Here is a 26171-nt window from a genome sequence, read left to right as displayed (position 1 = left end):
TCCCCTTGCGGGGAGACCGTCAGCTCTGTTCGTGGGTCACGATAAACGAATCAGGCCGACAGGTGGGTGAAGCTGGACAGGACAGTCAGGTCACATACAACTTCCACAAGATGCACACCTTGCCGGGTGACGGTACGACGGGCAGGTCAGGCGCCGGGCGCGGGGCACATCCGTTGCGCAGCTTAACGAGTGTAGGAAGACCGCTGCTTGCGACGCTGCGACATATTCGGTCATCGGTAAGCAGGCAATAGGTTGCAACTTGGGCAACCGCGATTTTCCGGGCAAAAAACCTGCGCTTTTCAGCCCTCTGAGTACCGAAAATGACTGATACCGCACCCCAGGTCATGCCCTGGGTCTGACACACCCTGCAGCATAAAATTCGCCGCAATGGCACAATTGCCAGCGCAACGCCCTCCTCCACACAGGATTTCCCATGCTGCAGCTGAAAACCGACGCCCTGATGGCCACCCCGTGCGACGAAGAAGAAGACAACATGGCCATGCTTTGCTGCCACGGCAAGAACGGCGAAATGTTCATGTTGAGCCGCTACCCGGATGAAGAGGAAGTGGAACTGACCTGGGATTACGAGCCGTCGACGCTGGATGGGCTGAAGATCACCTTGAGTGCCACGACGTTGCTGGTCGAACTTGCAGCCGGTGATGCCGATGCATTGGGTGGCAAGGATCATCTGGAGATCACCCACGCCACGGCCGCATCCGACCTGGCTGAAGTGGAGGAAACCTTGCAGAAAATCCTCGCAGGCACTGGCACTTTCATCCGGACTTGAGCTGCACCCTGGTTCAAATGTGGGAGGGGGCTTGCCCCCGATAGCGGCGGGCCAGTTAATACATCGGTGCCTGACACACGGGCATCGGCGGCAAGCCCCCTCCCACATTGACCGTGTTCCCACACCAAAAGCCTACAAGTTTTTCTGAAAATACCCGTGACGTCGTTAGTCGTCACCCCCTTCGATGCATTAAAGTAAGCCTCCCAAGCCTGGCGCTCGCGCTCCACCATCAGGCTCATCTTTCCAGGAACCGTCATCGATGGAACATCGTGAAGCGCTGCTTGCGCTGCGAACCTTTCTTTCTACGCAGATTCTCGGCCAGGAAAAACTCATCGATCGCCTGCTGATTGCCCTGCTCGCCGACGGCCATATGCTGGTCGAAGGCGCACCGGGGCTGGCCAAGACCAAGGCGATCAAGGAGTTGGCCGAAGGCATCGAAGCGCAGTTCCATCGTATCCAGTTCACCCCCGACCTGCTGCCCGCCGACATCACCGGCACCGAGATCTATCGCCCGGAAACCGGCAGTTTCGTGTTCCAGCAGGGGCCGATATTCCACAACCTGGTGCTCGCCGACGAAATCAACCGCGCCCCGGCCAAGGTCCAGTCGGCCTTGCTTGAAGCGATGGCCGAGCGCCAGGTCAGCGTGGGCCGTAGCACTTACGAGCTATCGCCGCTGTTTTTGGTGATGGCCACGCAGAACCCCATCGAGCAGGAAGGCACCTACCCTCTGCCCGAAGCCCAGCTCGACCGCTTCCTCATGCACGTCAAGATCGGTTTCCCGGACGCCGCCGTCGAACGGCGCATCCTGCAACAGGCCCGCGGCGAAGCGCTCAATGGCGAAACCAAGCCTGAGCGGCGCGTCAGCCAACAGGCGATCTTTGCCGCCCGCAAGGAAATCCTTGGCCTGTACATGGCCGATGCGGTAGAGGAATACCTGGTGCAGCTGGTCATGGCCACGCGTACGCCTTCCAAGTTCGACCCGGAAATGGCCGAGTGGATCGCCTATGGCGCCAGCCCCCGTGGCTCCATCGCCCTGGACCGTTGCGCCCGCGCCCACGCCTGGCTGGCCGGTCGCGACTTCGTAAGCCCCGAGGATATCCAGGCGGTGCTGTTCGACGTGCTGCGTCACCGCATCATCCTGTCGTTCGAAGCCGAAGCTGCCGGGATCGACCAGGACCGCGTGGTGCAACGCATTCTTGACGTTGTTGCCGTCGCTTGAAGCCGATGAACGCAAGCGATGGTATACGCGTAACCCTCAGTGAACTGATTGAGATGCGTCACCACGTGCGCGAAGTGCAGCTGTTCTCCACGCCCGGCCAGCGCAGCCCGTTGATCGGCCTGCACCACTCCAAGCTGCGCGGGCGCGGTGTGGACTTCGATCAGGTGCGGGTGTATCAGGCGGGCGACGACGTGCGCACCATCGACTGGCGCGTGACAGCGCGCACCCAGGAACCGCACACCAAATTGTTCCACGAAGAACGCGAACGGCCGATCTTTATCATGGTGGAGCAAAGCTGCCGGCTGTTCTTCGGCTCGGGGCAGATGTTCAAGTCGGTGCTCGCCGCACAAGCGGCCAGCCTGATCGGCTGGGCGGCCCTGGGGCATAACGATCGGGTCGGCGGTCTGGTGTTCGGCGACAGCGAGCACTACGAAATCAAGCCTCGACGCAGCAAACAAAGCCTGTTGCAGCTGCTTAACCGCCTGGTGCGGGTCAACCAGAGCCTGAACACCGAAAGCCGCCCCGAAGCTGACGCCCTGGGCATGGCCTTGCGCCGTGGCCGTGAAGTGTTGCGACCGGGCAGCCTGGGGATTGTGATCTGCGATGAACGGGCGCTGACTGACAGCGCCGAGCAACAGCTGAGCCTGCTGTCGCGACATTGCGACCTGTTGCTGCTGCCCATTTCCGACCCCCTTGATCACGCCCTGCCCGCCGCCGGGTTACTGCGCTTCGCAGAACGTGGCGCACAGCTGGAACTGGACACCCTGAACATTGATTTGCGCCAGGCCTACAAAGCCCAGGCCGAAGCGCGTATCGCCCGCTGGGAACGGCTCGCGCAAAAGCTGCGGGTGTTGTTGATGCCGTTGAGCACACAGAGTGAAATGGTCGAGCAATTGCGCGAGTACCTCAACCCGCAACGCCCGGTTAAAAAACAATGAGCAGCCTGGACCAACTGCAACCGCTGATCGCCCCGCCGGCCATCGGCTTCTGGCCGCCTGCGCCCGGCTGGTGGCTGTTGCTGCTGGTGATCCCGCTGCTCGGCTGGGGCCTGTGGTGGTTGCGCCGCTTCCTGCCAGCGCGCCGCCCCGTGGCCCGCGCCGAACAACCGCTGGACCCGCTGCGCATCGCCGCCCTCGCCGAACTGGCCTTGATGCCCAAGCCCTACGACGGCGCGCCCGCAGGTGCCTGGCTGCAACAACTCAACGGCCTGCTCAAGCGCCTGTGCCGTAACGACTACCCGTATAGCCAGAGCCATACCCTCAACGGCCGCAAATGGCTGGCCTTCCTCGACAACCGCTGCCCCGCCGCCGGCCTGACACGCTGGATGGTACTGGTGGAAGGCGCCTACAAGCCCGAATGCAAACTCGATGACAAAGCCATCGCCGGCCTGACCCAGGCTGTCGACACCTGGATTCGCAAACATGTTTGAGTTCGCCTGGCCGTGGATCTTTACCCTGCTGCCATTGCCCTGGTTGATGCGCCTGATCCTGCCCGTGGCCGACAGCGGCGAGCCGGCATTGAAAGTCAGCTACCTCAGCGACCTCGAAAGCCTCGCCCGTCGCCGCGCCCGGGCCAACCTGCCCGGCTGGCGTCAGCAGGCCCCCTTCGTGGTGCTGTGGCTGCTGTTGCTGACCGCCGCCGCACGCCCGCAATGGCTTGGCGAACCTTTACCGATTGCCGCCAGTGGCCGGGACTTGCTGGTGGCGGTCGACGTGTCCGGCTCCATGGATTTTCCCGACATGCACTGGCAAGACGAGGACGTGAGTCGCCTGGCCCTGGTCAAACACCTGCTCGGGGACTTTCTTGAAGAACGCGAAGGTGACCGCGTGGGCTTGATCTTGTTTGGTACTCAAGCCTACCTGCAGGCACCGCTGACCTTCGATCGGCGCACCGTACGTACCTGGCTGGATGAAGCGCGTATCGGCATTGCCGGCAAGAATACCGCTATCGGCGATGCCATCGGCCTGGCCTTGAAACGCCTGCGCCAACGCCCGGCGCAAAGCCGTGTGCTGATCCTGATCACCGACGGCGCCAATAACGCCGGGCAGATCGACCCGTTGACGGCAGCGCGACTGGCGGCCGAAGAAGGCGTGAAGATTTACCCGATCGGCATTGGCGCCGACCCGGAGCAAACCGGTTCCCTGGGCATTCTCGGCGTAAATCCGAGCCTGGACCTCGACGAACCGGCGCTCAAGGCGTTGGCCGAGGCCACCGGCGGCCAATATTTCCGCGCCCATGACGGCGAAGAACTGCAGCAGATCAAGGAGACCCTCGACACCCTGGAGCCCGTCGAACAACAACCCACCCAAGCGCGACCGGCCCAGGCGTTGTACAGCGGCCCGCTGGCGCTGGCGCTGATCTTGAGCCTGTTGCTGGTGATCCAGGAACGCTGGCCCAACAACGCCTTGCAACGCGGGTTCAACAAGCTGTCGAGCAGAGGGATCTTCCTGCAACAACACCCTGAATGGCGCCAGCGCCTCAAGCGCCTGCGTTTGCGGAGACGTCGATGATCGCCCTGTGGCCGCACTGGTTCCGGCCCTGGTGGCTGTTGCTGCTACCGCTGCTCGGCTGGTTGCTGTGGCAGTTGTGGCACCGACAAAAGCGCGCCGGCCGCTGGCAGATGATCCTGCCACCGGCCTTCCATGCCGTACTGCTCAGTGGCGGCAACGGCCGCGAGAGCAAATCGCCGTGGGTGGTGCTGGGCATCGCCTGGCTGTTGGCCGTGCTGGCGTTGCTGGGGCCCAGTTGGCAACGGGTTGAACAGCCCAGTCAGAAACCCGCTGACCCGCTGGTGGTACTGCTGGAACTGACCCCGGAAATGCTTGCCACCGACAGCCCGCCCAACCGTCTGGAGCAGGCGCGGCGCAAGCTGTATGACCTGCTGCAAGCACGCACCGATGCGCAAACCGCCATCGTCGTGTATGCCGGCAGCGCCCATACGCTGGTGCCGCTGTCGGACGACCTGGCCACCAGCCGCAATCTGCTGGAGGCCCTGCGCCCCTCGATCATGCCCGAGCCCGGCCATCGCGCCGATCTGGCCGTGGAAAAAGCCCTCGGCCTGCTCAAGCAAGGCGGGCTCGGCCAGGGGCGCCTGCTGCTGATCGGCTCCTCGCTGTCGAAACAGGAGCGCCAGGGCATCCGCCTGCAACTGCAAAGCGCCCAGGCACCGCCCTTGTCGATCCTCGGCATCGGCAGCCGTGAAGGCACACCGGTGACCCAGGAAAGCGGCGAGTTCCTCAAGGACGACCAGGGCGCGATCCTGGTGCCACGCCTCGACAGCCCGACGCTCAAGGCCTTCGCCAGTGAAATGGGTGGCCGCTACCGTGCAGCGCGCCTGGATGACAAGGACCTGCGCCAACTGGGTATGCTCGACAGCGTACAAGCCCTGCGCAACGACGGCCAAGTACTGCACCTGGACACCTGGGCCGATCAGGGTTACTGGCTGCTGCTGCCGCTGTTACTGCTGGCCGCCTGCGCCGGGCGTCGCGGCTGGCTGTTCTGCCTGCCGTTGCTGCTGCTGGGCGCACCACAACCCAGTTACGCCTTTGGCCTTCAGGACCTGTGGCTGCGCCCCGACCAGCAAGGCCAATACCTGCTCAAGCACAAGCGCCCAGCCGAAGCCGCCGAACACTTTCAAGACCCGCAATGGCAAGGTGTAGCCCTGTACGAAGCCGGCAATTACGCCGAGGCGATCAAACGTTTTGCCCAAGGCAACGACGCTTATTCCCACTACAATCGAGGCAATGCTCTGGCCAAAGCCGGTGAACTCGAAGCCGCTATCGACGCCTACGAGCAAGCCCTGGAAGCCCAGCCCGATCTGCAACCGGCGCTGAAAAACAAGGCCCTGGTTGAAACCCTGATGCAAGAGCAAGCCCAGCCCGAACCGACCCAGCCTGCAAAAAACGAAGATGACGAAAGCCCCCAACCCGGCCAAACTGCGCAACCGGGGGCCAGCGGGCAAACGGGCCAGAGTGGCGAACAATCGCCCCAGGGCCAGGGCGAAGCCAGCAGCGGTGAAACGCAGGCCGGCGCCACCCCACAGCCAGGCCACAATGAAGTGCCGGGCAGCGAACTGGGCGACGAGCACACCACCACGCCGCCCCTGCGCCCTGTCGACACCCGCCTTGAAGGCGAGCGCCGCCAAGCGCTGGAGCAATGGCTGCAAGAGATCCCGGACAACCCCGGCGAACTGCTGCGGCGCAAATTCTGGTACGAACAGCAACAACATCAGGACACGACTCGATGAGCCGCCGCACCACCCTTTTGCTTCTGCTCGCGTTGTCGGCAGGCCACGCCCAGGCGGCGAACCTGGTTGCCAGCGTTGACCGTAACCGCCTCAACTCCGGGGAAACGGTGGAGCTGACGGTGGAGTCCAGCGATGTAACCCAATTCGGCAAGCCGGACCTGTCGCCCCTGGACGCACAGTTCGAAGTCAGCGGCACCCGCCAGATCAACCAACTCACCACCCTGGGCGGCGATAACCACGCCACCACCCGCTGGATCATCACCCTGCTGCCCAAGGAAAACGGCAACGTGGTCATCCCGCCGTTGCAAGTGGGCGCACTCAAGACCCAGCCGATCACCCTGCAAGTGGTCGAAACCGCCAGCCAGAACACCAGCACCGAACTGGCCCCGGTATTTATCGAGGCCAACCTCGACCAGACCGCCGTGTACGTCCAGGCCCAGGCGCTGTTGACCGTACGCGTGTACCACTCGGTATCGCTGTATGACGACAGCAGCCTCACGCCCTTGCAGATCCCCGATGCCCGTGTCGAACAACTGGGCGAGTCGCGCACCTATGAGAAGGTCATCAACAGCATCCGCCATGGCGTGATCGAGACCCGCTACGCTGTCTACCCCCAGCACAGCGGCACGGTGGTAATTCCGGCGCAGACCTTCAGCGCTACCCTGGTCGAATCGCGCCCCCCCCAGGAAAACACACTGCAGGGCACCAAGCCGGGCAAGATGATCCACGTCAGCTCTGCAGCCCTGCCGTTGACGATCAAACCCAAGCCGGACCTCTACCCCGCCGACGCTCCCTGGCTGCCGGCGCGCAGCCTGACCCTGAGCGAAGGCTGGAACCCTACGCCGGACCACGTGCAGGTCGGCGACTCTCTGACCCGCAGCCTCACCGTGCAGGCCGAGGGCTTATCCAGCGCACAGTTGCCGGCGCTGCCCAGCGCCGACGTCAACGGCCTGCGCCGCTACCCGGACCAACCGGTACTGGGCAACCAGACCAGCGACCGCGGCCTGATCGGCAGCCGTGAAGACCGCGAAGCCCTGGTGCCAACCCGCGCCGGCGAGCTGGAACTGCCGCCGGTGGAAGTGGTGTGGTGGAACACCCACGAAGATCACCTGGAACGCACCACCCTGCCGGCGCGCACTATGCAAGTGGCGGTCAATCCCAGCCTGGTGGTGGACACACCCGCCACGCCGACCATCATCACTGCACCCGACGATGAGCGCCTGTGGCTGTGGCAACTGAGCACGCTGATCCTGGCTTGCACCACGTTGCTGGGCTTCGGCCTGTGGTGGCGCGCCCGTCGGCAGCCGGCCGTACAGCGCGCCGCGCAAACCGGCCCAAGCCCACGCACCCTGCTCGACGACCTCAAGCGCGCCACCCAGGCCAACGATCCGCAAGCCACCCGCCAGGCCCTCGATGCCTGGGCGCGTCAACAGCCGGAAACCCTGGCCGACATGGCGGCGCGGTTTGTGCCATTGTCAGATGCCCTGGATGGCTTGAACGGCGCGCTGTACAGCGAAAGCGGCCAGTACTGGCTGGGTGAAGACCTGTGGCGTGCAATCAAGGCCATCCCCGTGGCCGAACGCGAGCAAGACCCGGCGACCGACACCACCAGCTTGCCGCCGTTGTATCCCAAGTAATACCGCAAACTCATGTGGGAGGGGGCTTGCTCCCGATGGCGGTGGATCAGCCAGTTAATCCATATCTGACTCATCGTCATAGGGGCAAGTCCTCTTCTATATCGGGTCTGGGCCACTTGCAGGCACTGCGTGCGTGTTACAGGTAAACTCCCCTCCTTTTCATCTTCTCCACGGAGTTCGCCTTGCGTCTGTTTCACACCTCCGACTGGCACCTGGGCCAAAACCTCCACGGCCAGGAACGCGACTTCGAACATGCCTGTTTCCTTGAGTGGCTGCTGGGCCAACTGAAGGCCCAGCGCCCGGATGCGCTGTTGATCGCTGGCGATATTTTCGACACGGTCAACCCGCCGCTCAAGGCCCAGGAACGCCTGTATGACTTCATCATCAGCGCCCACGAGCAAAACCCGACGCTGACGATTGTGATGGTCGCCGGCAACCATGACTCCGGCTCGCGTATCGAGCTGCCCGCGCCGTTGATGCGCCGCCTGCGCACTCATGCCCTGGGCCGGGTGTTGTGGCTCGATGATGGCCAGTTGGACGCCGAACGCCTGCTGATCCCCTTGCCGGATGCCAAAGGCAAGATTGCCGCCTGGTGCCTGGCGTTACCTTTTCTACGCCCGGCGGAAGTCACCGGTGCGCACTTGGGCGATGATTACTTGCGGGGTATCGGCCAGGTGCATGAATGGCTGATCGCCGCCGCCAATGCCAAACGCAAAAAAGGCCAGGCGCTGATAGCCATCAGTCATGCGCACATGGCCGGGGGGTCGGTATCGGAAGACTCCGAGCGCAGCCTGATCATCGGCAATGCCGAGGCGCTGCCGGCCAGCCTGTTCGACAAAACCGTCAGCTATGTTGCCCTCGGCCATTTGCACAAGCCGCAACAGGTCAATGGCGAAGAGCGCATTCGCTACAGCGGCTCGCCGATTCCACTGTCGTTTTCCGAGATTGGCTACAAGCACCAGGTGCTCGACGTGACGTTCCAGGGCGAACGGCTGGTGGGTGTTGAACCGCTGCTGATCCCCCGTTCAGTCAACCTGCAACGCCTGGAAGCCGCACCGCTGGCGGACATCCTCAAGCAGCTGCACGACCTGCCCGACATCGACCTGCTGGCCGAAACCCAACGTCACCCTTGGCTGGAAGTGCGGGTACGCCTCGACGAACCACAGCCAGACCTGCGCCAGCAGATCGAAACCGCCCTGCAAGGCAAAGCCGTGCGCCTGGTGCGCATCGCCGCCGAATACGCCGGCCAGCGCGGCAACAGCGAAAGCGACGATGAGCGCTTGATCGAACTCGACCAGCTCACGCCCCAGGAATTGTTCAGCCGCGCCTGGCAGGACAGCTATGGCAGCGAAGTGGATGAACAAACCCTGAAGGATTTCGCCGTGCTGCTCCAGGAAGTGCAACAGGAGGGCGAACAGCCATGAAGATCCTCGCTATCCGCCTGAAAAACCTCGCCTCCCTGGCCGGCCCGTTCGAGATCGACTTTACCGCCGAGCCCCTGGCCAGTGCGGGCCTGTTCGCTATCACCGGGCCGACCGGCGCGGGTAAAAGCACGCTGCTTGATGCATTGTGCCTGGCGTTGTTCGGCGCGGTGCCGCGCCTGGGCGATACCGGCCAGGCCAAGATGCCGGACGCCGACACCGATATTTCCATTGGCGATCCGCGCACGCTGATTCGGCGCGGCACCGGCGGCGGTTATGCCGAAGTGGATTTCGTCGGCGTCAGCGGCCGTCGCTACCGCGCGCGCTGGGAAGCCAACCGCGCCCGCGACAAGGCCAGCGGCAAGTTGCAGAACAGCCGGCAAAGCTTGATCGACCTGGACAGCGAGCAACTGCTGGCCAGCCAGAAAACCGAATACAAGACTCAGCTTGAGCTGGCCTTGGGCCTGAACTTCGAGCAGTTCACCCGTGCGGTATTGCTGGCGCAAAGCGAGTTCAGCGCCTTCCTCAAGGCCAATGACAATGAGCGCAGCGAACTGCTGGAAAAGCTCACCGACACCGCGCTGTACACCCAACTGGGGCGACGTGCATTCGACAAGGCCAAGGAGGCCAGGGACGCCCACAAACAGCTGCAAGACCAGGCCACCGGCGTAGTGCCCCTGGCGCCTGAAGCCCGCGTCGAACTCGATCAACAGTTGGCCGAAGCCCAGCAACAACTCAAGACCCAGCAGGCCCAGCTCAAGCAGTTGGAGTTGCAGCACACCTGGCTTAAAGAGTTGCGTGAGTGGCAAGAGCGCCAGCTCAGCGCCGTCGAACAACTGCAGCAGGCCCAGCAGCAGTGGGACAGCCAAGGCCCGCAACGCCAGGACCTCAATCGCCTGGAGCAATTGGCACCGCAACGTCATCACTTCCTGCGCCAGGCTGAACTCGGCACCCTGCTGACGCCACTCGCGGCACAGATTCAGCAACAGCTTGAGCAGCAAGTCGCCCTGCATACCCGCCAGGACCAGGCGCAACAACAGCAACTGGCTGCCCAAACGGCGCTGGTCGACGCCCTGAAAAACCAGGCCGAGGCGGCTCCCCTGCTGCGCCAGGCCGTTGAAGAACAGAACACCCTCGCCCACTTGACCCGGGAACTGGCCAAGCGCAGCGAAGAAAAACAACAACAGCAAAGCGCCTGCAACGAAGGCCACGCCCTGCTCAAGGGTTTGCAGGACACGCAAACCCAAGTCGCCGAGCGCCTGCACCGCCTGGCCACCGAGCTTGAGCACAGCGCCGCCCTTGCCCCGCTGAGCGAAGCCTGGAACGCCTACCGCGACCGTCTGCAACAGCTGATGGTGATCGGCAATCGCCTCAACAAGGGCGAGGCTGAACTGCCGCAACTCGAACAGCGTGCCAGCGCCGCCGCCGAACAATTCACCCAACAGCGCGAAGCCCTTGACCTGCTCTACCAGGAAGCCGGTGCCGAACCCCACGCGGTGGCCGAGCAAATTCAGTTGCTGGCCAGCCTGCTGCAGGATAATCGCAAGCAACAGCGTGCCTTCGAGGACCTGGCCCGCTTGTGGGACAGCCAGCAGCAACTGGATCAACAGACAGCCGCGCTGACACAAAAGCTCACCGACGCCGCGCAACGCCGCGAGCAACTGAACCAGAGCGGTTTGCAAACCAAGGCCGAACTCAGCGTGGCTGAGCAAACCCTCACGGTGACCAAGCAACTGCTGGAACGTCAGCGTCTGGCCCGCAGTGCCAGCGTCGAAGAGTTGCGCGCGCAATTGCAGGATGACCAGCCCTGCCCGGTGTGCGGCAGCCACGAGCATCCGTATCACCAGCCCGAAGCCCTGTTGCAGAGCCTGGGTCGCCATGACGAGAACGAAGAAGCCACGGCGCAAAAGGCGGTCGACGACCTCAAGGAAAAACTCAACGAACTGCGCGGAGAAGTCGGTGGCCTGATCGCCGAACAAAAGGAGTTCCTGCGCCAACAGGAACAGCTGGCGATACACCAGCAAGGCCTGGCACAGAGCCTGGAAGCCCATCCGCTGGCCGCTTCGTTGTTCAACCAGGACGCGGCCAAACGCAGCGGCTGGCTGGCTCAGCAACTGGCCCAACTGACCCAGAGCCTCACTCAGGACGAACAACGCCAGGGCGCCCTGCTCAACCTGCAACAAAACGCCGGGCGCCTTCAGCAGCAATTGCAAGCCGCCCAGGAGGCCAGCCAGCAAGCCCGGCAGCTGCTGGTGGACCAGCAACGGGAATTGGCCAAGGACCGCGAACGCCTCGACGCAGAACTCGCCACCTTCGCCACCCTGTTGCCCACCCAAACCCTGGAGGGCTTGCGCAGTGCGCCTGCGGCGACCTTCATGCAACTCGACCAGCAGGTCAGTCAACGCCTTGAGCAATTGGGCCATCAGCGCGATGAACTGGCCGAGCAGCAGGAGCGCCAGCAGGCCATCGAGAAACAGCAGACCCACCAGCAACATCGCCAGCAGCAGCTCGACGCGCTCACGCTGCAAGTCACCGAAGTGGCCTCACAGCAACAAGCTGTTCAAGAAAAACTCAGCGCCTTGCTGGGCGACCACGCCAGCGCCGAACACTGGCAGCAGCAACTGGAGCAGGCCGTCGCGCAGTCACGCCAAAGCGAGACCGACGCCAACCACGAGCTGCACACCGTGCACACGGCCCTGGTCCAACTGGCTGCTGACCTTAAGGCCCAGCAGGACCGCCAGCACGCGCTGCAAGCGGAACAACAAGCGCTTGAAACACGCATCAATGAATGGCGCACGCTGCACCCCGACCTGGATAACCAGGGCCTGTCACGTTTATTGGCCTTCGATGAGGCCCGGATCGCGCAGCTACGCCAGGACCTGAACAGCAGCGAAAAAGCTGTCGAGCAAGCCAAGGTACTGCTGCAAGAGCGCGAACAGCGCTTGGCCGAACACCAGGCCTTGCACAACGGCAATCTCGACGCCGATCAACTGGACCACACCCTGGCGGCGCTCAATCAGCAGCTGGCCGAAGGCGAGAAGCAGTGCGCCGAACTGCGCGCCCGCCAAGCCGAAGATCAACGCCGCCAGGACGCCAACCAGGCCCTGGCCGAACAGATCACCAAGGCCTATGAAGAATGGCAGCGCTGGGCGCGCCTGAATGCGTTGATCGGTTCGGCCACCGGCGACACCTTCCGCAAGATCGCCCAGGCCTACAACCTCGATTTGCTGGTGCACCATGCCAACGTGCAGTTGCGCCAACTGGTGCGCCGCTACCGGCTTAAACGCGGCGGCAGTATGCTCGGGCTGTTGGTGATGGACACGGAGATGGGTGACGAATTGCGCTCGGTACACTCACTGTCCGGTGGCGAAACCTTCCTGGTGTCATTGGCGCTGGCCTTGGGCCTGGCGTCCATGGCCTCAAGCACCTTGAAGATCGAGTCGCTGTTTATCGATGAAGGTTTCGGCAGCCTCGACCCCGAGTCCCTGCAATTGGCCATGGACGCTTTGGATGGTTTGCAGGCTCAGGGCCGCAAGGTGGCGGTGATCTCTCACGTTCAGGAAATGCACGAGCGTATCCCGGTGCAAATCCAGGTCAAGCGCCAGGGCAATGGCCTGAGCACCCTGGAGGTCAAGTGAGCCAGGCGCTGCTGTATTCGTTCCGGCGTTGCCCTTATGCAATGCGGGCGCGATTGGCGCTGCGCTATTCAGGCGTGCCGGTGGACATTATCGAAGTGAGCCTGAAAGCCAAGCCGACCGAGATGCTGGCGCTGTCGCCCAAGGGCACGGTGCCGGTGTTGAGCGTCGAAGGCCGAGTGATCGAAGAAAGCCTGGAGATCATGCAGTGGGCGCTGGCACAGCACGATCCCGAGGATTGGTTGTTGCAGGGTGAGCCTGCGGTATTGGCGCTGATTAGCGAGAACGATCAGGTGTTCAAACATCACTTGAATCGATACAAGTACGCCGAACGCTACCCGGAGCAACCGATGGAACATTATCGGGCCGAGGGCGAGGTGTTTTTGCGCAAGCTGGAGGGTTTGCTGACAGAGCGGGAGTATTTGCTTGCCGATCACCGGAGCCTGGCAGATGCGGCGCTTGTGCCCTTTGTACGGCAGTTTGCCCATGTGGATCGCGAATGGTTTGCGGGGACGCAGTACTACCGGTTGCAGGCGTGGCTTCAGAAATTTCTGGAGTCACCGCTGTTTATTGCGGTGATGGCAAAAACCTGAGTCTTACTCGACTAAATGTGGGGGGGCTTGCTCCCGATGGCGGCCTGAGGGCCGACCAGGATGCCGGATCAAACCGAGTACATATCCGTTATTTAGGCAACGGCTACTATTGGTTCCGCTTTTACAGCGGCTCACTTTTGAAAAGCGCAAAAGTAAGCAAAACGCTCTTGCCCCACCACTCGGCACCTCGCCTAGGCTCGGTGTGCCCGTAATCCGCCAGCGTGGTTTAACGGGGCGCCTGAGATCAAAAGCAGATCAAGAGCGGCTCGCTTCGCACCGTGGTTACCGTAGGGCTGGGAACTGAAGTTGTGTAGATACCTATGGCTATCGGGGGCAAGCTCCCTTCCACATTAGTACTCTGTAGTCTGAAGCTCAGTGCTGAGTCTTGTGATCCAGCGCTGCATAGAAATTGGCACTCTGTTGCAGGTATTTCTGGGTGTAGGCCGTGACACTGGATTTCTTGTCAGTGACTTCCACGCTGGCGCTGGCAGGCAATGCCACGGTAGCGGAAACAGCGGAAGCGGCGATGATGGAGAAGAGATTCAAGTTCATGGCGGTAACCCTTGTGTTCGTTTGGTTGGGTGGCCGGTGGAGGCCTTGGAACCAAACTTACGCCCGAGGCTTGAACCTTAGAAGTGCTTTGAAACAGTAGCCGCTATCAACCGAATTAATACAAAGGCTCAGGCCCCGCACTGCGGGGCCTGTGGCTTATTGACGCACCAGGAACTTGAGGTCGCTGGGGGCATCGATCGGCAATTGCTGCACGGTTTTACCCAACAGACCGGTCTTGGGGTCGCGTTCAACCACCACGATTTCATTGCTTTTCTGGTTGGCGATCAGCAGGAACTTGCCGCTCGGGTCGAGGCTGAACTCGCGAGGGTGATCACCTTCCACAGAGCGACGCTGGATTTCCTTGAGGTGCGCGGTGGCCGGGTCGATGCTGAACACCAGCAACTGATTGGCGGTACCGCGGTTGCTCACGTAGAGGAACTTGCCATCGCTTGACGCATGCAGCGCCGCGCCGGCCTTGTCGGACACCGGTTGGCCAGCGGCATAGTCCAGCAGCTGGGTTTGCGTCAGCTTGCCATCGCTGTAATCGAACACCGCGACCTGAGCGCTCATTTCGGTGGTCAGCCAGGCGTGTTTGCCGTCGGCGCTGAACAGCAAATGACGTGGGCCGCTGCCGGGTGGCAGTTGCACCGAGGCCGGGTTGGCCGGCGTCAGCGGCAATTCGTGATTGGCCTTGGGATCGTACTGGTAGACAAACACTTTGTCCGCGCCCAGGTCCTGCACATACACGTACTTGCCATCCGGCGACGACACCACAGAATGCACGTGATTGGACGCCTGGCGCTCAGGATTTACCCGGCTGGCCGGATGCCCGCTCAACTGCACCGGGGCCGACAGCTTGCCCTCGGCGCCTACCGGCAGCACCGCCAGGCTGCCGCCCGGGTCTTCGAGTACCGAATAGTTGGCAACGAACAGGTGACGCCCATCGGCGGCGACGCTGGAATGGGTCGGCTCGTTGCCCAGGCTCTGCACCTGGTTGATCAGGGTGAGCTGATGATTTTGCGGGTCGATGCTGTAACTGCTGACACGACCCACCGGGTCTTTCTGGCCTGGACCGTTCTCGTTGACCACAAACAGGTACTTCTGGTCCTTGGAAACCGTCAACCACGACGGGTTGGCCGTCTTGGCCGCCAGCACCGGCTTGCCGCTGAACTGCCCGGTGCGGCTGTCGAATTGCAGGCGGTAGATGCCTTCGCTGGTACCGGCAGTGTAGCTGCCCACCAGCAGTTCATAGGTGTCAGCCGGTGCAGCCTGCACCGACATGGCACCAACACTGCCGGCCATCAGCAGGGGCCAGAATTTACGCATCATCATCGGCTTCATCCTCATCGTTATTGTTGCCGGTGAAAGCGCTCATGCAGATCAGACGATGCTCGCCCGATTCACCGGTAAGGGTCCAGCTTTGCAGGGTGTCGTCGAACGTGGCCGCCTGCACCTGGGCCAGGCTGAATGCCCAGCGTTTTTCTGCACGGCCGTCCATGGCGGTGATCAGCAACTTCTCGTCATTGAGTTCGAAGTCAAAAGCGTGCAAGCCATCGATTTCAAGCATGTCGCTGGTTTCAAGGGTGTCCGGCAGGGTGGCAGATTCGGCAGTCATCACATCAGTCGTTCAGAGGAAAGACCTCATGATAGGCCAAATTGTTGCATCGGCCTAAATGCTGCCTTCAACCATCGGGGGCGTTCACATGCCGCCATAATTGCTCCCTCCCTAAGTCGGCCCGCGCATTATCAGCTTTTACCGCTGATACAGCGTTACCGGAAACAGCTGATTACTCATTGTTCATTTGACGGTTAAGCACCGGTCGTTAGTTTTCGCTCGCCTGTTCGCTTTACGCGTTCAGGGTCAAATCGCTATGCCGAGCAAGATCTCAACGACAAGGAAGCTACATGATGATCCATGGAAACCACCCTCCACGACCTTCCGACTACACCTTGAGCCCCGTACCGCTCCCCCCCGTTACCCACAAGTCGGGTGAAGTGCTCGAAACACCCCCTGGCAGCCACTCCGAGGCGTCGCTCCAAACGGACCACGATCATTCACTGCGCAGATCCCGGCGCGATACCAGCGTCCATTACGAAATATCGCCTGGGTCGTCATCGCTCAGATCCGGCTTGAGCTTTGTGCCGCTAAGCCCAACGCCGGCCGCTACGGTCTCAACGCTGCAGCCCGCTGCCGACGTCACTGCCAATACGGTTGCACACCAGTTCGCCGGCCGGCCCACGTTGCGCTCAGTGGTATCGAACCTGCTCGGCGACGCCATCAAAAACCTGTATCCCACCTTGGCGTTTGACCCTCAATACACAGCGCTGGCCGACCCCATTTCCAACAATCCCCCCCAGTACTGCTTGACCCCTTTGCTGGACGTAGCGCTCAAGCACCTGACCCGCGACGGCGAGCTGGACTTTACCGATAAGCACTCACTGGCCTGCACGCTGATTGATCAAGCCACGGGCCATATGCTCAAACCGGGGCCCTTGGCGGGAGCGCTGGTGCCGGGCATCGATATGCAAGCCATCGAATTGATCATCCGCAGCCTGCGAACCACTCTCAAAAGCGGCTTCGAACAAGCGCTGGTTCGCCACTTCAACGGCAACGCCTATGACACCCCCGAGCTTGAGACAAACCGTTGGCTATGGCTGAGCGACACACTCAGGGACACCTTGCAAACCGCTGCATTGAAACAACCCAGGCTCACCGACACGCAACGCGAGACTCTCGATCAGCTCGCCACCTACCCGGATCAAGTGCACCGCCAAGCCGCAAAAGGCAACGCAGCGGCCAAGGTATTTATCCTCGACACCACCGTAAGCCATGGCGCCACCAGTTCAGCTCAACTGAGCCCGGATCTGTTGATCACACGAGAAGTCGACGGCCGTACGCAAGTGCTGCATACCACCCCCGCTGGAGTCGTCACACCGTATGACTCATTGCAAGCATTCGGCGAAGCCTGGGGGCGAAACCTGGAGAAAGTATTTGTTTTCGACAGCCTGAATTGGAAGCGCCAGGAAATCGATGCAAACATTTTTGATACACAAGCGGCGCTCATCCTCAATGCCATGGTGGAAAACGTAGCGTCCATTGCGCTTCCGACGTCGGGCACGCTTGATCAACTGGAGCAGGCCTTCTTCCGTGCAAGCGACCCGAGCCCCTGGTTCACCGGAGCCTATGCTGCAAATGCGGCCGAGCTTGGGCGGCTGCGCAATAATTTGCCAGGCTGGCTCAAAAACGCCAGCGAAGCAGATCGTGACACTTACCGGCGTCACTCGTTGGCACTGGCCAGCAGCGTACAACGTAACAATGGCCGGACGTTTCTCGACGGCATTCCCGATATCCGCACCTACGCCCAGCAGCAGCTGGACGAGCAATTGTCCGGTAAGGGCTACACGGCAAAAGATGTGGAAGTGGTGTTCAAGGTCGCCGTGGGTAACCTGGGCAGCGGCTACATCGAGCGGGTGAAGATGAGCCTGGTGGATATGGCTCTGAACAATCTCGCCGGCTTGCCCAAGGGCGAGATGGAAGTCCATCTGCGCGGGCAACCAAGCAGCGACCCGCAAATGCCGCAGATGCTCAAGAACCTGATCAGCAGCGTGGACATCGGTAGTCACTACCCGCAACTGCTTAATCGCGAACTGCTCAGCAAGACCCCGCAATCCCAGGAGCGGGCAGCGCGTTTTGTCGAACAGGTGCCGATCCAGCTCGCCATGCAGGCGCTGGGGCTCAAGCTCAAGGGCGAAGCCGGGATGACCGCCCAGGGTTACCGCTTTATTGAAGCACTCACCCAGCCCGGTGCGGGCAGCAAACAGGTGGATGGACAGGAGATTACCGTGCGCCCCCTGGCATTTGTGCGCAAACCAGGGGCAACGCCAGACGTTGTCGACAACATGTTCATCATCGAACCACTGGCCGGCACCAGCGGCCCACATATTCTCTATCGTGCGCAACTGAAGCCTGCGTTGCTGGAGTTTGCAAGCCGCGACGCGCTACTGGAAGCCATCCGCCAGCCGGGTGCGCTGCAAGACAGCGTGCTGGCCTGGTTGAAGGATGACAAGGTCAGAGCGGTGTATGGCAATGGCGGTTTTCGCATCCCCAATATTGCACGCTTCACCGTATTCAATGAGTTCGACCCACCCACCACGCCCAAGCCCACCACCCTCGCCGTCGACGGCTATGCTGAGGCCACCAAGCTACGCCAGGACCAGCTCAACGGTGGTCTGTTCACCCATTGGTTCCGATCCAACGCCAACAGCCTCGTCACCCTGGCGCAAGGCCAATCCACCTCCGACGCTGAAAGCCGCTGGGCTTCGCACAAGGAACTCGGTTGGCTGCTATTCAACACGTTGCTGCCGGTATTGCGCGGGCCGGGGGCCATGGCAGGCTGGTTATTGCAATTGGCCAACAGCGAAGAGGACATCAAGCGGCTCTCCACACCAAACGACCCGGACCCGACTTCGGCGGTGATCGACCTGCTGATCAATTTGGGCATGACGCTGACCCATGCTCCGACCAGCGAGCCTGGCAAACCAGCGCAGTCCTTTGAACACTTCGAGCAGGACGCCCATTCCGACAGCCGCGGTCCGCTCCCTCGCGACAGCAATCAGCCGATAGTACGCCAGGCTGTGATCCGCCAGGACCCGACACCTCCCTCCTCCGGCAATTTTGGCGGCAACGGTACGGCCATCGATATCCGCTTATCCAGCCCGCGTGGATTGACGCCAAGCCTGCTTGCACACATAGACTCGTTCAAAGTAACGGCTCCGACCACCCCTGGATTGCCCATCGCCGAAGGCATCAAAAAAGGTCTGTACCGAGTGAACGATAAGCTGTATGCCAACATCGACAATCACTGGTATCGCGTAGCGACCGACCTGGATGGCCCGTACGTTATTGATGAACAGAACAAGGCGCGTACGGCACCGCCAATACAACGCGATGCCCAGGGTCGTTGGCATTTTGACGTGGCACCCAAGCTCAAGGGCGGCATGCCAAAAAACGAGAGCCCGCAGGATATGGTCAAAAAAAACCTGCTAGCGCAGAAGCAAGCAAAAGCGAACTTCCAGCGCAGCACGCGGGAATTGACCAAAGTGGTAGAAGCCCATGAAAGCGCACTCAAAGAAATCCAAACCAGCCTCTCCGACTACGAGGCCGCTCGAAAAAAACTCAAGACGCTTCGCAACCTATCCAGGAGTGAGGGTTCGGCACAGCGATTTCTTGCGCCCTATCTAGAACAGTACGAGGTCTCCGAGCGGCTCAAGAGCAACCTGGACCAGCAACTTCAGGCGCTCAAGCCGCTGACACAAACCCTAAAGGTGGCTGGCGAAAAAGCCATTGAAATCATTGCACCCAAAAAATTCGGCGGGGTCGACGACCTGTCCAAATTCAAAGAGGACCGCTCAGAGGTGTACGAAAAAGTCCTGCACGCCCTGACTGAAATAGATGACGTTTACACGAAGCTGGCCAACGACGCCCGCCACGTTGGAGTGAACGGCGCCTCGCTGGAGGAGTTGATACGGCAGTCCAATAACGACTCCGAGATCGCTTACGATGAATTGATGCAAGTATCCGAAATGGCCTATCACGCTACTGAAAACCTATTGGCGTCGAAGCAGGCGGTCAGTGACACATTTGATCAGTGGAAGAACGACTCCCCCTTCGGTAATAAAAACGCCGAGGAGTACATCAAAGAGCGATACACCTCCCCTCCCGCCGCCAGAATACTGACATCAAAACTGAATAGGATGTCGTTCCTCAAATTACTAACCACGACATGGTCTGCCCGCAGCGCAGGGGCAACTGATCGCCTGCAGATGAAGCGCTTCCTGACAGAATCCCTGAAAACCGAAATAGTCGCTTTTAACGATCTGCGCCAATACACCGGCTACACCTTGAGCGAACGCAATGCCGCGCTGACTACCATTATCACTAAATACAAACAGGTATTGAGCGACAGCCTCCTTATGCAGGAGGAGCACCCAGAACTCTTTCGGGCGCAATACCACCAGCGTTTCACCGAGGTGCTCAATGAGCTCATCGCCGAAGCGGAAGCCGAGTTGGTCCAAGTCGTCGAAGAAGAGCAGTTTCTAATTCCAAAAGCGCCCCCACGCAGCGACCAACGGGCCAAACCGAGTAATCAACGCGTATTCAAGACTGAAGACAATGAGACCTTGATCGGCACCCTGCGCGCTCCGGAACCGGGCCAGACCTTTGACATTGTCGATGTGATAGACCCACAAAGCGGCCAACCCATGGAGAGTTATAGCGAACACGCGAATGATCGTGGGTGGGTGAAGATCATCCGTGGGCAGCCCACACCTCCCCGCCTTACCTCCCCCCCGAGGTCCCTGGCGAACTATAAGAGCGAGGCACAAAAGCTGATGAGTGACGCGGCGAAAGAGGAGCAGTCAATTCTTTTCCAGAAACGCAAACTTAACGATCCGGCGCGGCGCGATACTGTTACCCCCAAGGATTGGAACGATATGCTAGAACCGCTGGCCAATAAACTCAGGGAGACAGCGGATCAAGCCGAAGCCAGCCATAGAGCCAGACCGGAAACCGCCGACTTAGTTGCACAATGGAGGGCCGCCGCAGATGAGCTGCTGCAAAAGGCCCGTCAACACGCCGCAGACGGCTTTCTGGTTCAGCCGCCGACAGCGGAAAATGTCGACTTCTTGTGGACCCATCGCTTTGTCGATATCAACCTGGTAAAGCGGGACTTCCAATTAAAGCCAAACGACTTTCTCACCGAGTACCAAGTTCGCAAAAAAGGCGAAGTCGAACCGTTGTGGTATGCCCACTTCCACTATCCGCAGAAAGGCTGGAAGCGAGCCGACCACAACGCTGCGCATCTGAAAATCCCATCCCAACGCTACAAGACCCAAAAGGACTTGATTAGAGAAGCAGGAAACAATGGCGTCGTGGAGAAAATAACCAAAACCAGTATTACAGCCCCGTTGGACCAGAAGCTCTTTCTGGATCTGTGAGGCTGATCAACTGACGCTCTGCAAAAAGCCGCACAGTGCGGCTTTTTGCATTGACTCAATGCGCAAACAACGAATTGCCCTTCTGCCCCGCCAGTTTCTCAGGCTTGATCAGGAACCGCGCGAGTGCGGGTAGTAGCCACAACGCGCCGAACATGTTCCACAACAACATGAAGGTCAGCATCAGGCCCATGTCGGCCTGAAACTTGATCGCCGAGAAGATCCAGGTACACACGCCGATAGCCAGGCACAGACCCGTGAACAGCACAGCCTTGCCGGTGGATTTCAACGTCTGGTAGTACGCCTCTTGCAGCGGCAAACCTGCACGCAGGAAACTTTCCAGACGGCTGTAGATGTAGATACCGTAGTCCACGCCAATCCCCACACCCAGGGCCACCACCGGCAAGGTCGCGACCTTGACGCCAATACCCATGAACGCCATCAGCGCGTTACCCAACACCGAGGTCAGCACCAGCGGCAGCACAATGCACAAAGTCGCCGCCCAGGACCGGAAGGTGATCATGCACATGGTCGCCACACACAGGTACACCAGGATCAGGATGATCAGTTCCGACTCCTTGATCACTTCGTTGGTGGCGGCTTCGATCCCTGCGTTACCAGCAGCGAGGATGAACTCCAGGCCGTCCTTGTTGTTTTCCTTGGCGAAGTCCTGCACAGCGTGCACCGCACGGTCGAGGGTTTCGGCCTTGTGATCGTTGAGGAACACCAGCACCGGCGCCAGGGAACAGTTGTTGTTGTACAGGCCATCGGCACGGGCGATGGAGTTGTTCAGTACGTCGGGGTTACGCGACAGGGTTTCCCATTTCAGGTTGCCCTCGTTCATGCCTTTGATCATTTGTTTGGATACGGTCACCAACGAGATCGCCGACTGCACACCCTCGGTGTTCTGCATCTTCCACATCAACTGGTCGATGGGCGCCATGGCTTCATAGCGCGAGCAACCTTCGGCACGGGTCTTGACCATCACTACCAGCACGTCGGAGCTGGTGGAGTAGTTGCTGATGATGAAGTTGTTATCTTTGTTGTAGCGCGAGTCCGGGCGCAGTTCCGGTGCGCCTTGGTCGAGGTCGCCGATCTTCAGGTTCTGGCTGTACCACAGGCCGCCACCAAAGGCGATCAAGGCCAGGAAAATCGAGACCGGTGCGACTTTCGGGCTGGCGAATTTGGACAGCAGGCGCCAGAACGCATGTTCGCGGTTCGCATCTTTCTTGCTTTTGGCGATGGCGCGTTTGCTGATGCCAACGTAGGAAATCGCCACCGGCAGCAGGATCAGGTTGGTGAACACGATCACCGCCACGCCGATCGATGCGCCAATGGCCAGTTCACGGATCACGCCGATATCAATGATCAGCAGGGTAATAAAGCCGACCGCATCCGCGAGAATCGCGATCATCCCCGGCAGGAACAGTTGCCGGAACGTGCGGCGCGCAGCCGTCAGGGCGTTGTCGGCCTCACCGGATTGCAGGGCGATACCGTTGATCTTCTGTACGCCGTGGGAAATACCGATGGCGAAGATCAGGAACGGTACCAGCATCGAGTAGGGATCCAGCCCGAAACCGGCGGCATGCATCAGACCCAACTGCCATACCACCGCCACCAATGTGGTGCTCAACACTGCGATGGTGCTGCGCAGGCAGTTGGTGAACCACAGCAACAGGACCAGGGTGATGCCAAAGGCCACGCCAAAGAACAGCACCACCATGATCAGGCCGTCGATCAGGTCTCCGACTTTCTTGGCAAAGCCGACAATGTGGATTTTTACATTAGGGTTTTGCGCCTCGAACTTGTTGCGGATCTTGTCCTCAAGCTCGTGGGAAAACTTCTGGTAGTCCAGGGCCAGTAGCTTGCCCTGGTCCTGCGGGTCAGGGTAGGACTCCAGCAACGGGATATCGACAATGCTCGACTTGAAATCGTTAGCCACCAAACGCCCGACCTGACCGGACTTGAGCACGTTGTTGCGCAGTTGGTCGAGGCTTTGCGGCGAGCCGTTGTAGCTTTGCGGGATCACTTCACCGCCGGCAAAGCCTTCTTCAGTCACTTCGGTCCAGCGCACGCTGGGGCTCCACAGCGACTTGAGGCCCGAACGATCGACGCCGGAGATGTAGAACACCTCGTCATTGATCTGACGCAGGGTCTCCATATAGTCCTTGGTGAAGATATCCCCATCCTTCGCCTCCACCGAAATGCGCACGGTGTTGCCCAGGTTGGCCAGGTCGTTGCGGTGCTCCATCATCTTTTCGATGAAGGGGTGCTTGAGGGGGATCATCTTTTCAAAGCTGGTAGACGGGCGAATCAACGTCGCCTGCCAGAACAGGAAAATGCTCACCAGCAGGCAGATGACGATCACCGCCGGGCGATTGTTAAAAATCAGGCGCTCAAGAAAGGTCGCTTTATCGTTGTGATGACTGCTCATGCGTTCCCCGCCCTTCTTATTGTTTTACGAGTTCGGCGCCGGCGGGCGTGGCGACACGAACGCCACCCTGCCCCACCAGAATCAAGTTGCCATTGCCTGCGGCTGTGACTGCCGAGAGTGAAATCCGGTCCGGGCGATTGAACACGCTGAACGTCTGGCCGTCGTCATGACTGACCACCACGCTGCCACCGTTGCCGACCACGACGATGGCGCCATCATCAAGCAAGGTGGCGCCAGACAGGCCGAACTCAAGCGCACCGCGTGTGGCATTGAGTTCGACCTGCTCCCAAGTGCTGCCGAAATCCGTGGAGCGGTAGAGATTGCCGCGCAAGCCATAAGCCAGCAGGGTCTGCGGCTGCGCCGTACTTATCACGCCAAACAACGAGCCCTCGTAGGGGCCTTCGAGTTTCTCCCAGGTTTGGCCATCGTCGCTGGAGCGGAACATGCTGCCCTGTTCGCCGACGATAAACAGGCCGGCGCCCTTGATCCGGGCAATGGCGTTGAGGTGAAACTGGTCTTCGTTATCGAGGCGGTCACTGACGTCGGCCCAGGTGGTGCCGCCGTCGGTGGTTTCAATCAACGCACCGTAGGCGCCGACGGCCAGTCCGTGCCTGGCATCGTTGAACCACACATCGAGTAGCGGCGCTTCGCGCTTGAGGTCTTCATATTGCTGAGTCCAAGTGGCGCCGCCATCGGAACTGGCAAGAATTTGCGCATCATGGCCGACGGCCCAGCCCTGTTTGTCATCGACGAAAAACACCGCCGTGAGCAGTTGCCGGGTGGGGACTTTGGCTTGGGTCCAGGTGTTGCCCTGGTCATCGGAATACAGGATATGCCCACGATCACCGACCGCCACCAGGCGCTTGCCGGCGTGAACCACATCGATCATCAAGCCTTTGGCGGCCTTGGGGGATTGAATCGCAAATACCGCGGCGGCGGAGGTATCGCTGGCGGCCAGCACGGGCGTAGACAACACCGCACCGGCAAGCAGCGAGAGCGCTGTGGCCAGCAACGCAACCCTGCGTGCGGCGCGTGGGCGGCAAACAACCCAACCCATGACAGGCTCACTCATAGACCTTTCTCCCATTTATTATTGTTAGGTCGGCTTATCTTCCAGGACGTTGAAACCTGCAATCTAGAGCGCCTGGAGTCAGCACGGGCCATCCTATCGGGCTTTGGAATCGTCTGACAATCGGCGCTACGTTATCTTTTGTTAACTGGCGGCGTTTGGCTACGGCTGAATAGGTTCATATCAACTGAAGTGATGAGTGAATTTTTATTCCAACTATTGATATTTACGAATTTTTATTCCATTAATGCCATCCCTGAAAACAATAATCCAAAGGACCACGGCTATGCGTGAACTCGGAATCGGCTTGATCGGCACAGGCTTCATGGGCCGTGCCCACGCGTTGGCGTTCAATAATGCGCGCACAGTGTTCGAGTTGCCGGTACAGCTGAAGCTTGCTGCCCTGGCCGATGCCGACACCGAGCGCGCCCGACGCTGCGCAACGGCCTGGGGTTTTGCCCAGGCCCATGGCGATTGGCAGGCGCTGATCGAGGACCCCAAGGTCGATGTCGTGGCCATCACCACCCCCAACCACCTGCACTACCCCATGGCCATGGCCGCGATTGCGGCGGGCAAAGCGGTGTATTGCGAGAAACCCCTGGCCATCAGCCTGGAGCAAGCCGATGCCATGCGCCGTGCAGCCAGCAGCGCCGGGGTGGTGACGCGAGTGGGCTACAACTACCAGCACAACCCGATGATCGTGTTGGCGCGCCAGATGCTAGCCCGGGGTGAGCTGGGCCAGATCATCAGCTTCCAGGGTGAGTTCAGCGAAGACTTCATGGCCGACCCAGTCTCGCCGTGGTCGTGGCGCTGCGAAGTGGGCCACGCCGGTGGTGCTCTGGCTGACCTGGGCAGCCATTTGCTGTCGATGGCCCGTTACCTGGTGGGCGATGTGGTCAGTGTGTGTGCCGATACCCAGACCGTGCATGCTCAGCGCCCCGCTACCCAAGGCAGCACTGATTTGAAATCCATCGCCGTGGATGACCAGGTGCACGCCCTGCTGCGCTTCGCCAACGGTGCACGCGGCACGGTGAGCAGCAGCTGGCTCAAACACGGCTACAAAAACCACCTGTGCTTTGAGATAAGCGGCACCAAAGGTACCTTGGCATTCGATCAGGAGCGCTTGAATGAACTGCGCCTGCACCGCGTCGGCCAGGACGGCTTCCAACGCGTGCTGGCCGGCCCTGCGCTGCCCGGCTATGCGGCGTTCAGCCCGGCGGCGGGGCATCAGTTGGGCTACAACGAGTTGAAGACGCTGGAGGTGCAGGAGTTGATCATGGCGCTGGCGGGGCAAGGTGCGGATGGCACGGACTTCGAGGCTGCATGGGAGGTGGAGCGGTTGGCAACAGCGATTCGCGTAGCAGCCCTCGAAGAACGTTGGGTCAAGGTCAGCGCGCTTTAATCAATCACGGTGCAAATAATCAATCACGTCGCCCTGTCTACGGGCGACGTCACTCAGTGTTGCATGTTCTTTACGCGCACTCATTGCTTGCTTGCTAAATAACGAAAACATGAACGCACGCCTCATTCAACGCCTATTCTGCCTGACAAGTTAACCGTCACCCTTCGCTTAAATATCTTGCCG

17 protein-coding genes are annotated in these 26171 nt (G+C 60.5%); 12 read left to right on the top strand and 5 right to left on the bottom strand.

The features are described from left to right. The first annotated feature begins 433 nt into the window (after positions 1-433). From PSEBG33_RS14635 to PSEBG33_RS14680, 10 genes are all read left to right on the top strand, one after another. Positions 434-787, top strand: a complete 354-nt coding sequence (locus tag PSEBG33_RS14635) for a hypothetical protein (RefSeq protein ID WP_005787861.1) — start codon at positions 434-436, stop codon at positions 785-787. Between the two features lie 259 nt (positions 788-1046). Continuing rightward, positions 1047-2006, top strand: coding sequence for an AAA family ATPase (locus tag PSEBG33_RS14640; protein ID WP_005787860.1), 960 nt, complete (start codon positions 1047-1049; stop codon positions 2004-2006). 5 nt (positions 2007-2011) lie between these two features. Then, on the top strand, positions 2012-2944 hold the full coding sequence (locus PSEBG33_RS14645; protein ID WP_005787858.1) for a DUF58 domain-containing protein: 933 nt from the start codon (positions 2012-2014) through the stop codon (positions 2942-2944). After that, a complete protein-coding gene (locus PSEBG33_RS14650; protein ID WP_003190798.1) occupies positions 2941-3435 on the top strand; it encodes a DUF4381 domain-containing protein in 495 nt (164 codons plus the stop codon). The genes PSEBG33_RS14645 and PSEBG33_RS14650 overlap by 4 nt, the downstream gene beginning before the upstream one ends. After that, positions 3428-4516, top strand: coding sequence for a vWA domain-containing protein (locus PSEBG33_RS14655; RefSeq protein ID WP_005787856.1), 1089 nt, complete (start codon positions 3428-3430; stop codon positions 4514-4516). Before PSEBG33_RS14650 ends, PSEBG33_RS14655 begins: the two co-directional genes overlap by 8 nt. Beyond that, the gene (locus tag PSEBG33_RS14660; RefSeq protein ID WP_005787854.1) at positions 4513-6252 is read left to right on the top strand and encodes a tetratricopeptide repeat protein; all 1740 of its coding nucleotides are present in this window, start codon (positions 4513-4515) and stop codon (positions 6250-6252) included. Before PSEBG33_RS14655 ends, PSEBG33_RS14660 begins: the two co-directional genes overlap by 4 nt. Continuing rightward, entirely contained in the window at positions 6249-7889 is a 1641-nt protein-coding gene (locus tag PSEBG33_RS14665) for a BatD family protein (protein ID WP_005787853.1), read from the top strand. Before PSEBG33_RS14660 ends, PSEBG33_RS14665 begins: the two co-directional genes overlap by 4 nt. A 182-nt stretch (positions 7890-8071) precedes the next feature. Then, a complete protein-coding gene (locus PSEBG33_RS14670; RefSeq protein ID WP_005787851.1) occupies positions 8072-9313 on the top strand; it encodes an exonuclease SbcCD subunit D C-terminal domain-containing protein in 1242 nt (413 codons plus the stop codon). Further along, a complete protein-coding gene (locus PSEBG33_RS14675) occupies positions 9310-12948 on the top strand; it encodes an AAA family ATPase (protein WP_005787850.1) in 3639 nt (1212 codons plus the stop codon). The genes PSEBG33_RS14670 and PSEBG33_RS14675 overlap by 4 nt, the downstream gene beginning before the upstream one ends. Continuing rightward, positions 12945-13538: a glutathione S-transferase gene (locus PSEBG33_RS14680; protein ID WP_005787848.1), complete on the top strand. Its 594-nt coding sequence runs from the start codon at positions 12945-12947 to the stop codon at positions 13536-13538. The genes PSEBG33_RS14675 and PSEBG33_RS14680 overlap by 4 nt, the downstream gene beginning before the upstream one ends. A 372-nt stretch (positions 13539-13910) precedes the next feature. Here the strand turns inward: PSEBG33_RS14680 and PSEBG33_RS14685 are convergent, their stop codons facing one another. The 3 genes from PSEBG33_RS14685 to PSEBG33_RS14695 form a co-directional block, all read right to left on the bottom strand. After that, on the bottom strand, positions 13911-14090 hold the full coding sequence (locus tag PSEBG33_RS14685; protein ID WP_005787847.1) for a hypothetical protein: 180 nt from the start codon (positions 14088-14090) through the stop codon (positions 13911-13913). 156 nt (positions 14091-14246) lie between these two features. Continuing rightward, positions 14247-15422, bottom strand: coding sequence for a lactonase family protein (locus PSEBG33_RS14690; RefSeq protein WP_032803498.1), 1176 nt, complete (start codon positions 15420-15422; stop codon positions 14247-14249). Next, positions 15409-15705 carry a DUF5629 family protein gene (locus tag PSEBG33_RS14695; RefSeq protein WP_005787844.1) on the bottom strand — a complete coding sequence of 99 codons (297 nt, stop codon included), beginning with the start codon at positions 15703-15705 and terminating at the stop codon, positions 15409-15411. Before PSEBG33_RS14695 ends, PSEBG33_RS14690 begins: the two co-directional genes overlap by 14 nt. Positions 15706-16598: 893 nt before the next feature. On the opposite strand from PSEBG33_RS14695, the gene PSEBG33_RS14700 reads away from it, so the two are divergent. Beyond that, positions 16599-21086 carry a dermonecrotic toxin domain-containing protein gene (locus PSEBG33_RS14700; RefSeq protein WP_232289422.1) on the top strand — a complete coding sequence of 1496 codons (4488 nt, stop codon included), beginning with the start codon at positions 16599-16601 and terminating at the stop codon, positions 21084-21086. 55 nt (positions 21087-21141) lie between these two features. Here PSEBG33_RS14700 and PSEBG33_RS14705 read toward each other — a convergent pair whose 3' ends face one another. Continuing rightward, a complete protein-coding gene (locus PSEBG33_RS14705; RefSeq protein ID WP_005787841.1) occupies positions 21142-23517 on the bottom strand; it encodes an efflux RND transporter permease subunit in 2376 nt (791 codons plus the stop codon). 16 nt (positions 23518-23533) lie between these two features. Beyond that, positions 23534-24574, bottom strand: a complete 1041-nt coding sequence (locus tag PSEBG33_RS14710) for a WD40/YVTN/BNR-like repeat-containing protein (protein WP_005787840.1) — start codon at positions 24572-24574, stop codon at positions 23534-23536. A gap of 298 nt (positions 24575-24872) precedes the next feature. Between PSEBG33_RS14710 and PSEBG33_RS14715 the strand changes: the two genes are divergently transcribed. Next, positions 24873-25988 carry a Gfo/Idh/MocA family protein gene (locus PSEBG33_RS14715; RefSeq protein ID WP_005787838.1) on the top strand — a complete coding sequence of 372 codons (1116 nt, stop codon included), beginning with the start codon at positions 24873-24875 and terminating at the stop codon, positions 25986-25988. The last annotated feature ends 183 nt before the right edge of the window (positions 25989-26171 follow it).

The sequence above is a fragment of the Pseudomonas synxantha BG33R genome, from assembly GCF_000263715.2.
Taxonomy (GTDB): domain Bacteria; phylum Pseudomonadota; class Gammaproteobacteria; order Pseudomonadales; family Pseudomonadaceae; genus Aquipseudomonas; species Aquipseudomonas synxantha_A.
Note: the sequence above shows the minus strand (reverse complement) of the source record. Positions and strands in the feature narration are given on the sequence as shown.

Bases quoted from the DNA above. Each gene is read 5' to 3' on its own strand.
- PSEBG33_RS14650 (WP_003190798.1), top strand. From the start codon at position 2,941: ATGAGCAGCCTGGACCAACTGCAACCGCTGATCGCCCCGCCGGCCATC.
- PSEBG33_RS14710 (WP_005787840.1), bottom strand. From the start codon at position 24,574: ATGGGTTGGGTTGTTTGCCGCCCACGCGCCGCACGCAGGGTTGCGTTG.
- PSEBG33_RS14715 (WP_005787838.1), top strand. From the start codon at position 24,873: ATGCGTGAACTCGGAATCGGCTTGATCGGCACAGGCTTCATGGGCCGT.
- PSEBG33_RS14705 (WP_005787841.1), bottom strand. From the start codon at position 23,517: ATGAGCAGTCATCACAACGATAAAGCGACCTTTCTTGAGCGCCTGATT.
- PSEBG33_RS14695 (WP_005787844.1), bottom strand. From the start codon at position 15,705: ATGACTGCCGAATCTGCCACCCTGCCGGACACCCTTGAAACCAGCGAC.
- PSEBG33_RS14690 (WP_032803498.1), bottom strand. From the start codon at position 15,422: ATGATGATGCGTAAATTCTGGCCCCTGCTGATGGCCGGCAGTGTTGGT.
- PSEBG33_RS14640 (WP_005787860.1), top strand. From the start codon at position 1,047: ATGGAACATCGTGAAGCGCTGCTTGCGCTGCGAACCTTTCTTTCTACG.
- PSEBG33_RS14635 (WP_005787861.1), top strand. From the start codon at position 434: ATGCTGCAGCTGAAAACCGACGCCCTGATGGCCACCCCGTGCGACGAA.
- PSEBG33_RS14645 (WP_005787858.1), top strand. From the start codon at position 2,012: ATGAACGCAAGCGATGGTATACGCGTAACCCTCAGTGAACTGATTGAG.
- PSEBG33_RS14665 (WP_005787853.1), top strand. From the start codon at position 6,249: ATGAGCCGCCGCACCACCCTTTTGCTTCTGCTCGCGTTGTCGGCAGGC.
- PSEBG33_RS14660 (WP_005787854.1), top strand. From the start codon at position 4,513: ATGATCGCCCTGTGGCCGCACTGGTTCCGGCCCTGGTGGCTGTTGCTG.
- PSEBG33_RS14675 (WP_005787850.1), top strand. From the start codon at position 9,310: ATGAAGATCCTCGCTATCCGCCTGAAAAACCTCGCCTCCCTGGCCGGC.
- PSEBG33_RS14655 (WP_005787856.1), top strand. From the start codon at position 3,428: ATGTTTGAGTTCGCCTGGCCGTGGATCTTTACCCTGCTGCCATTGCCC.
- PSEBG33_RS14685 (WP_005787847.1), bottom strand. From the start codon at position 14,090: ATGAACTTGAATCTCTTCTCCATCATCGCCGCTTCCGCTGTTTCCGCT.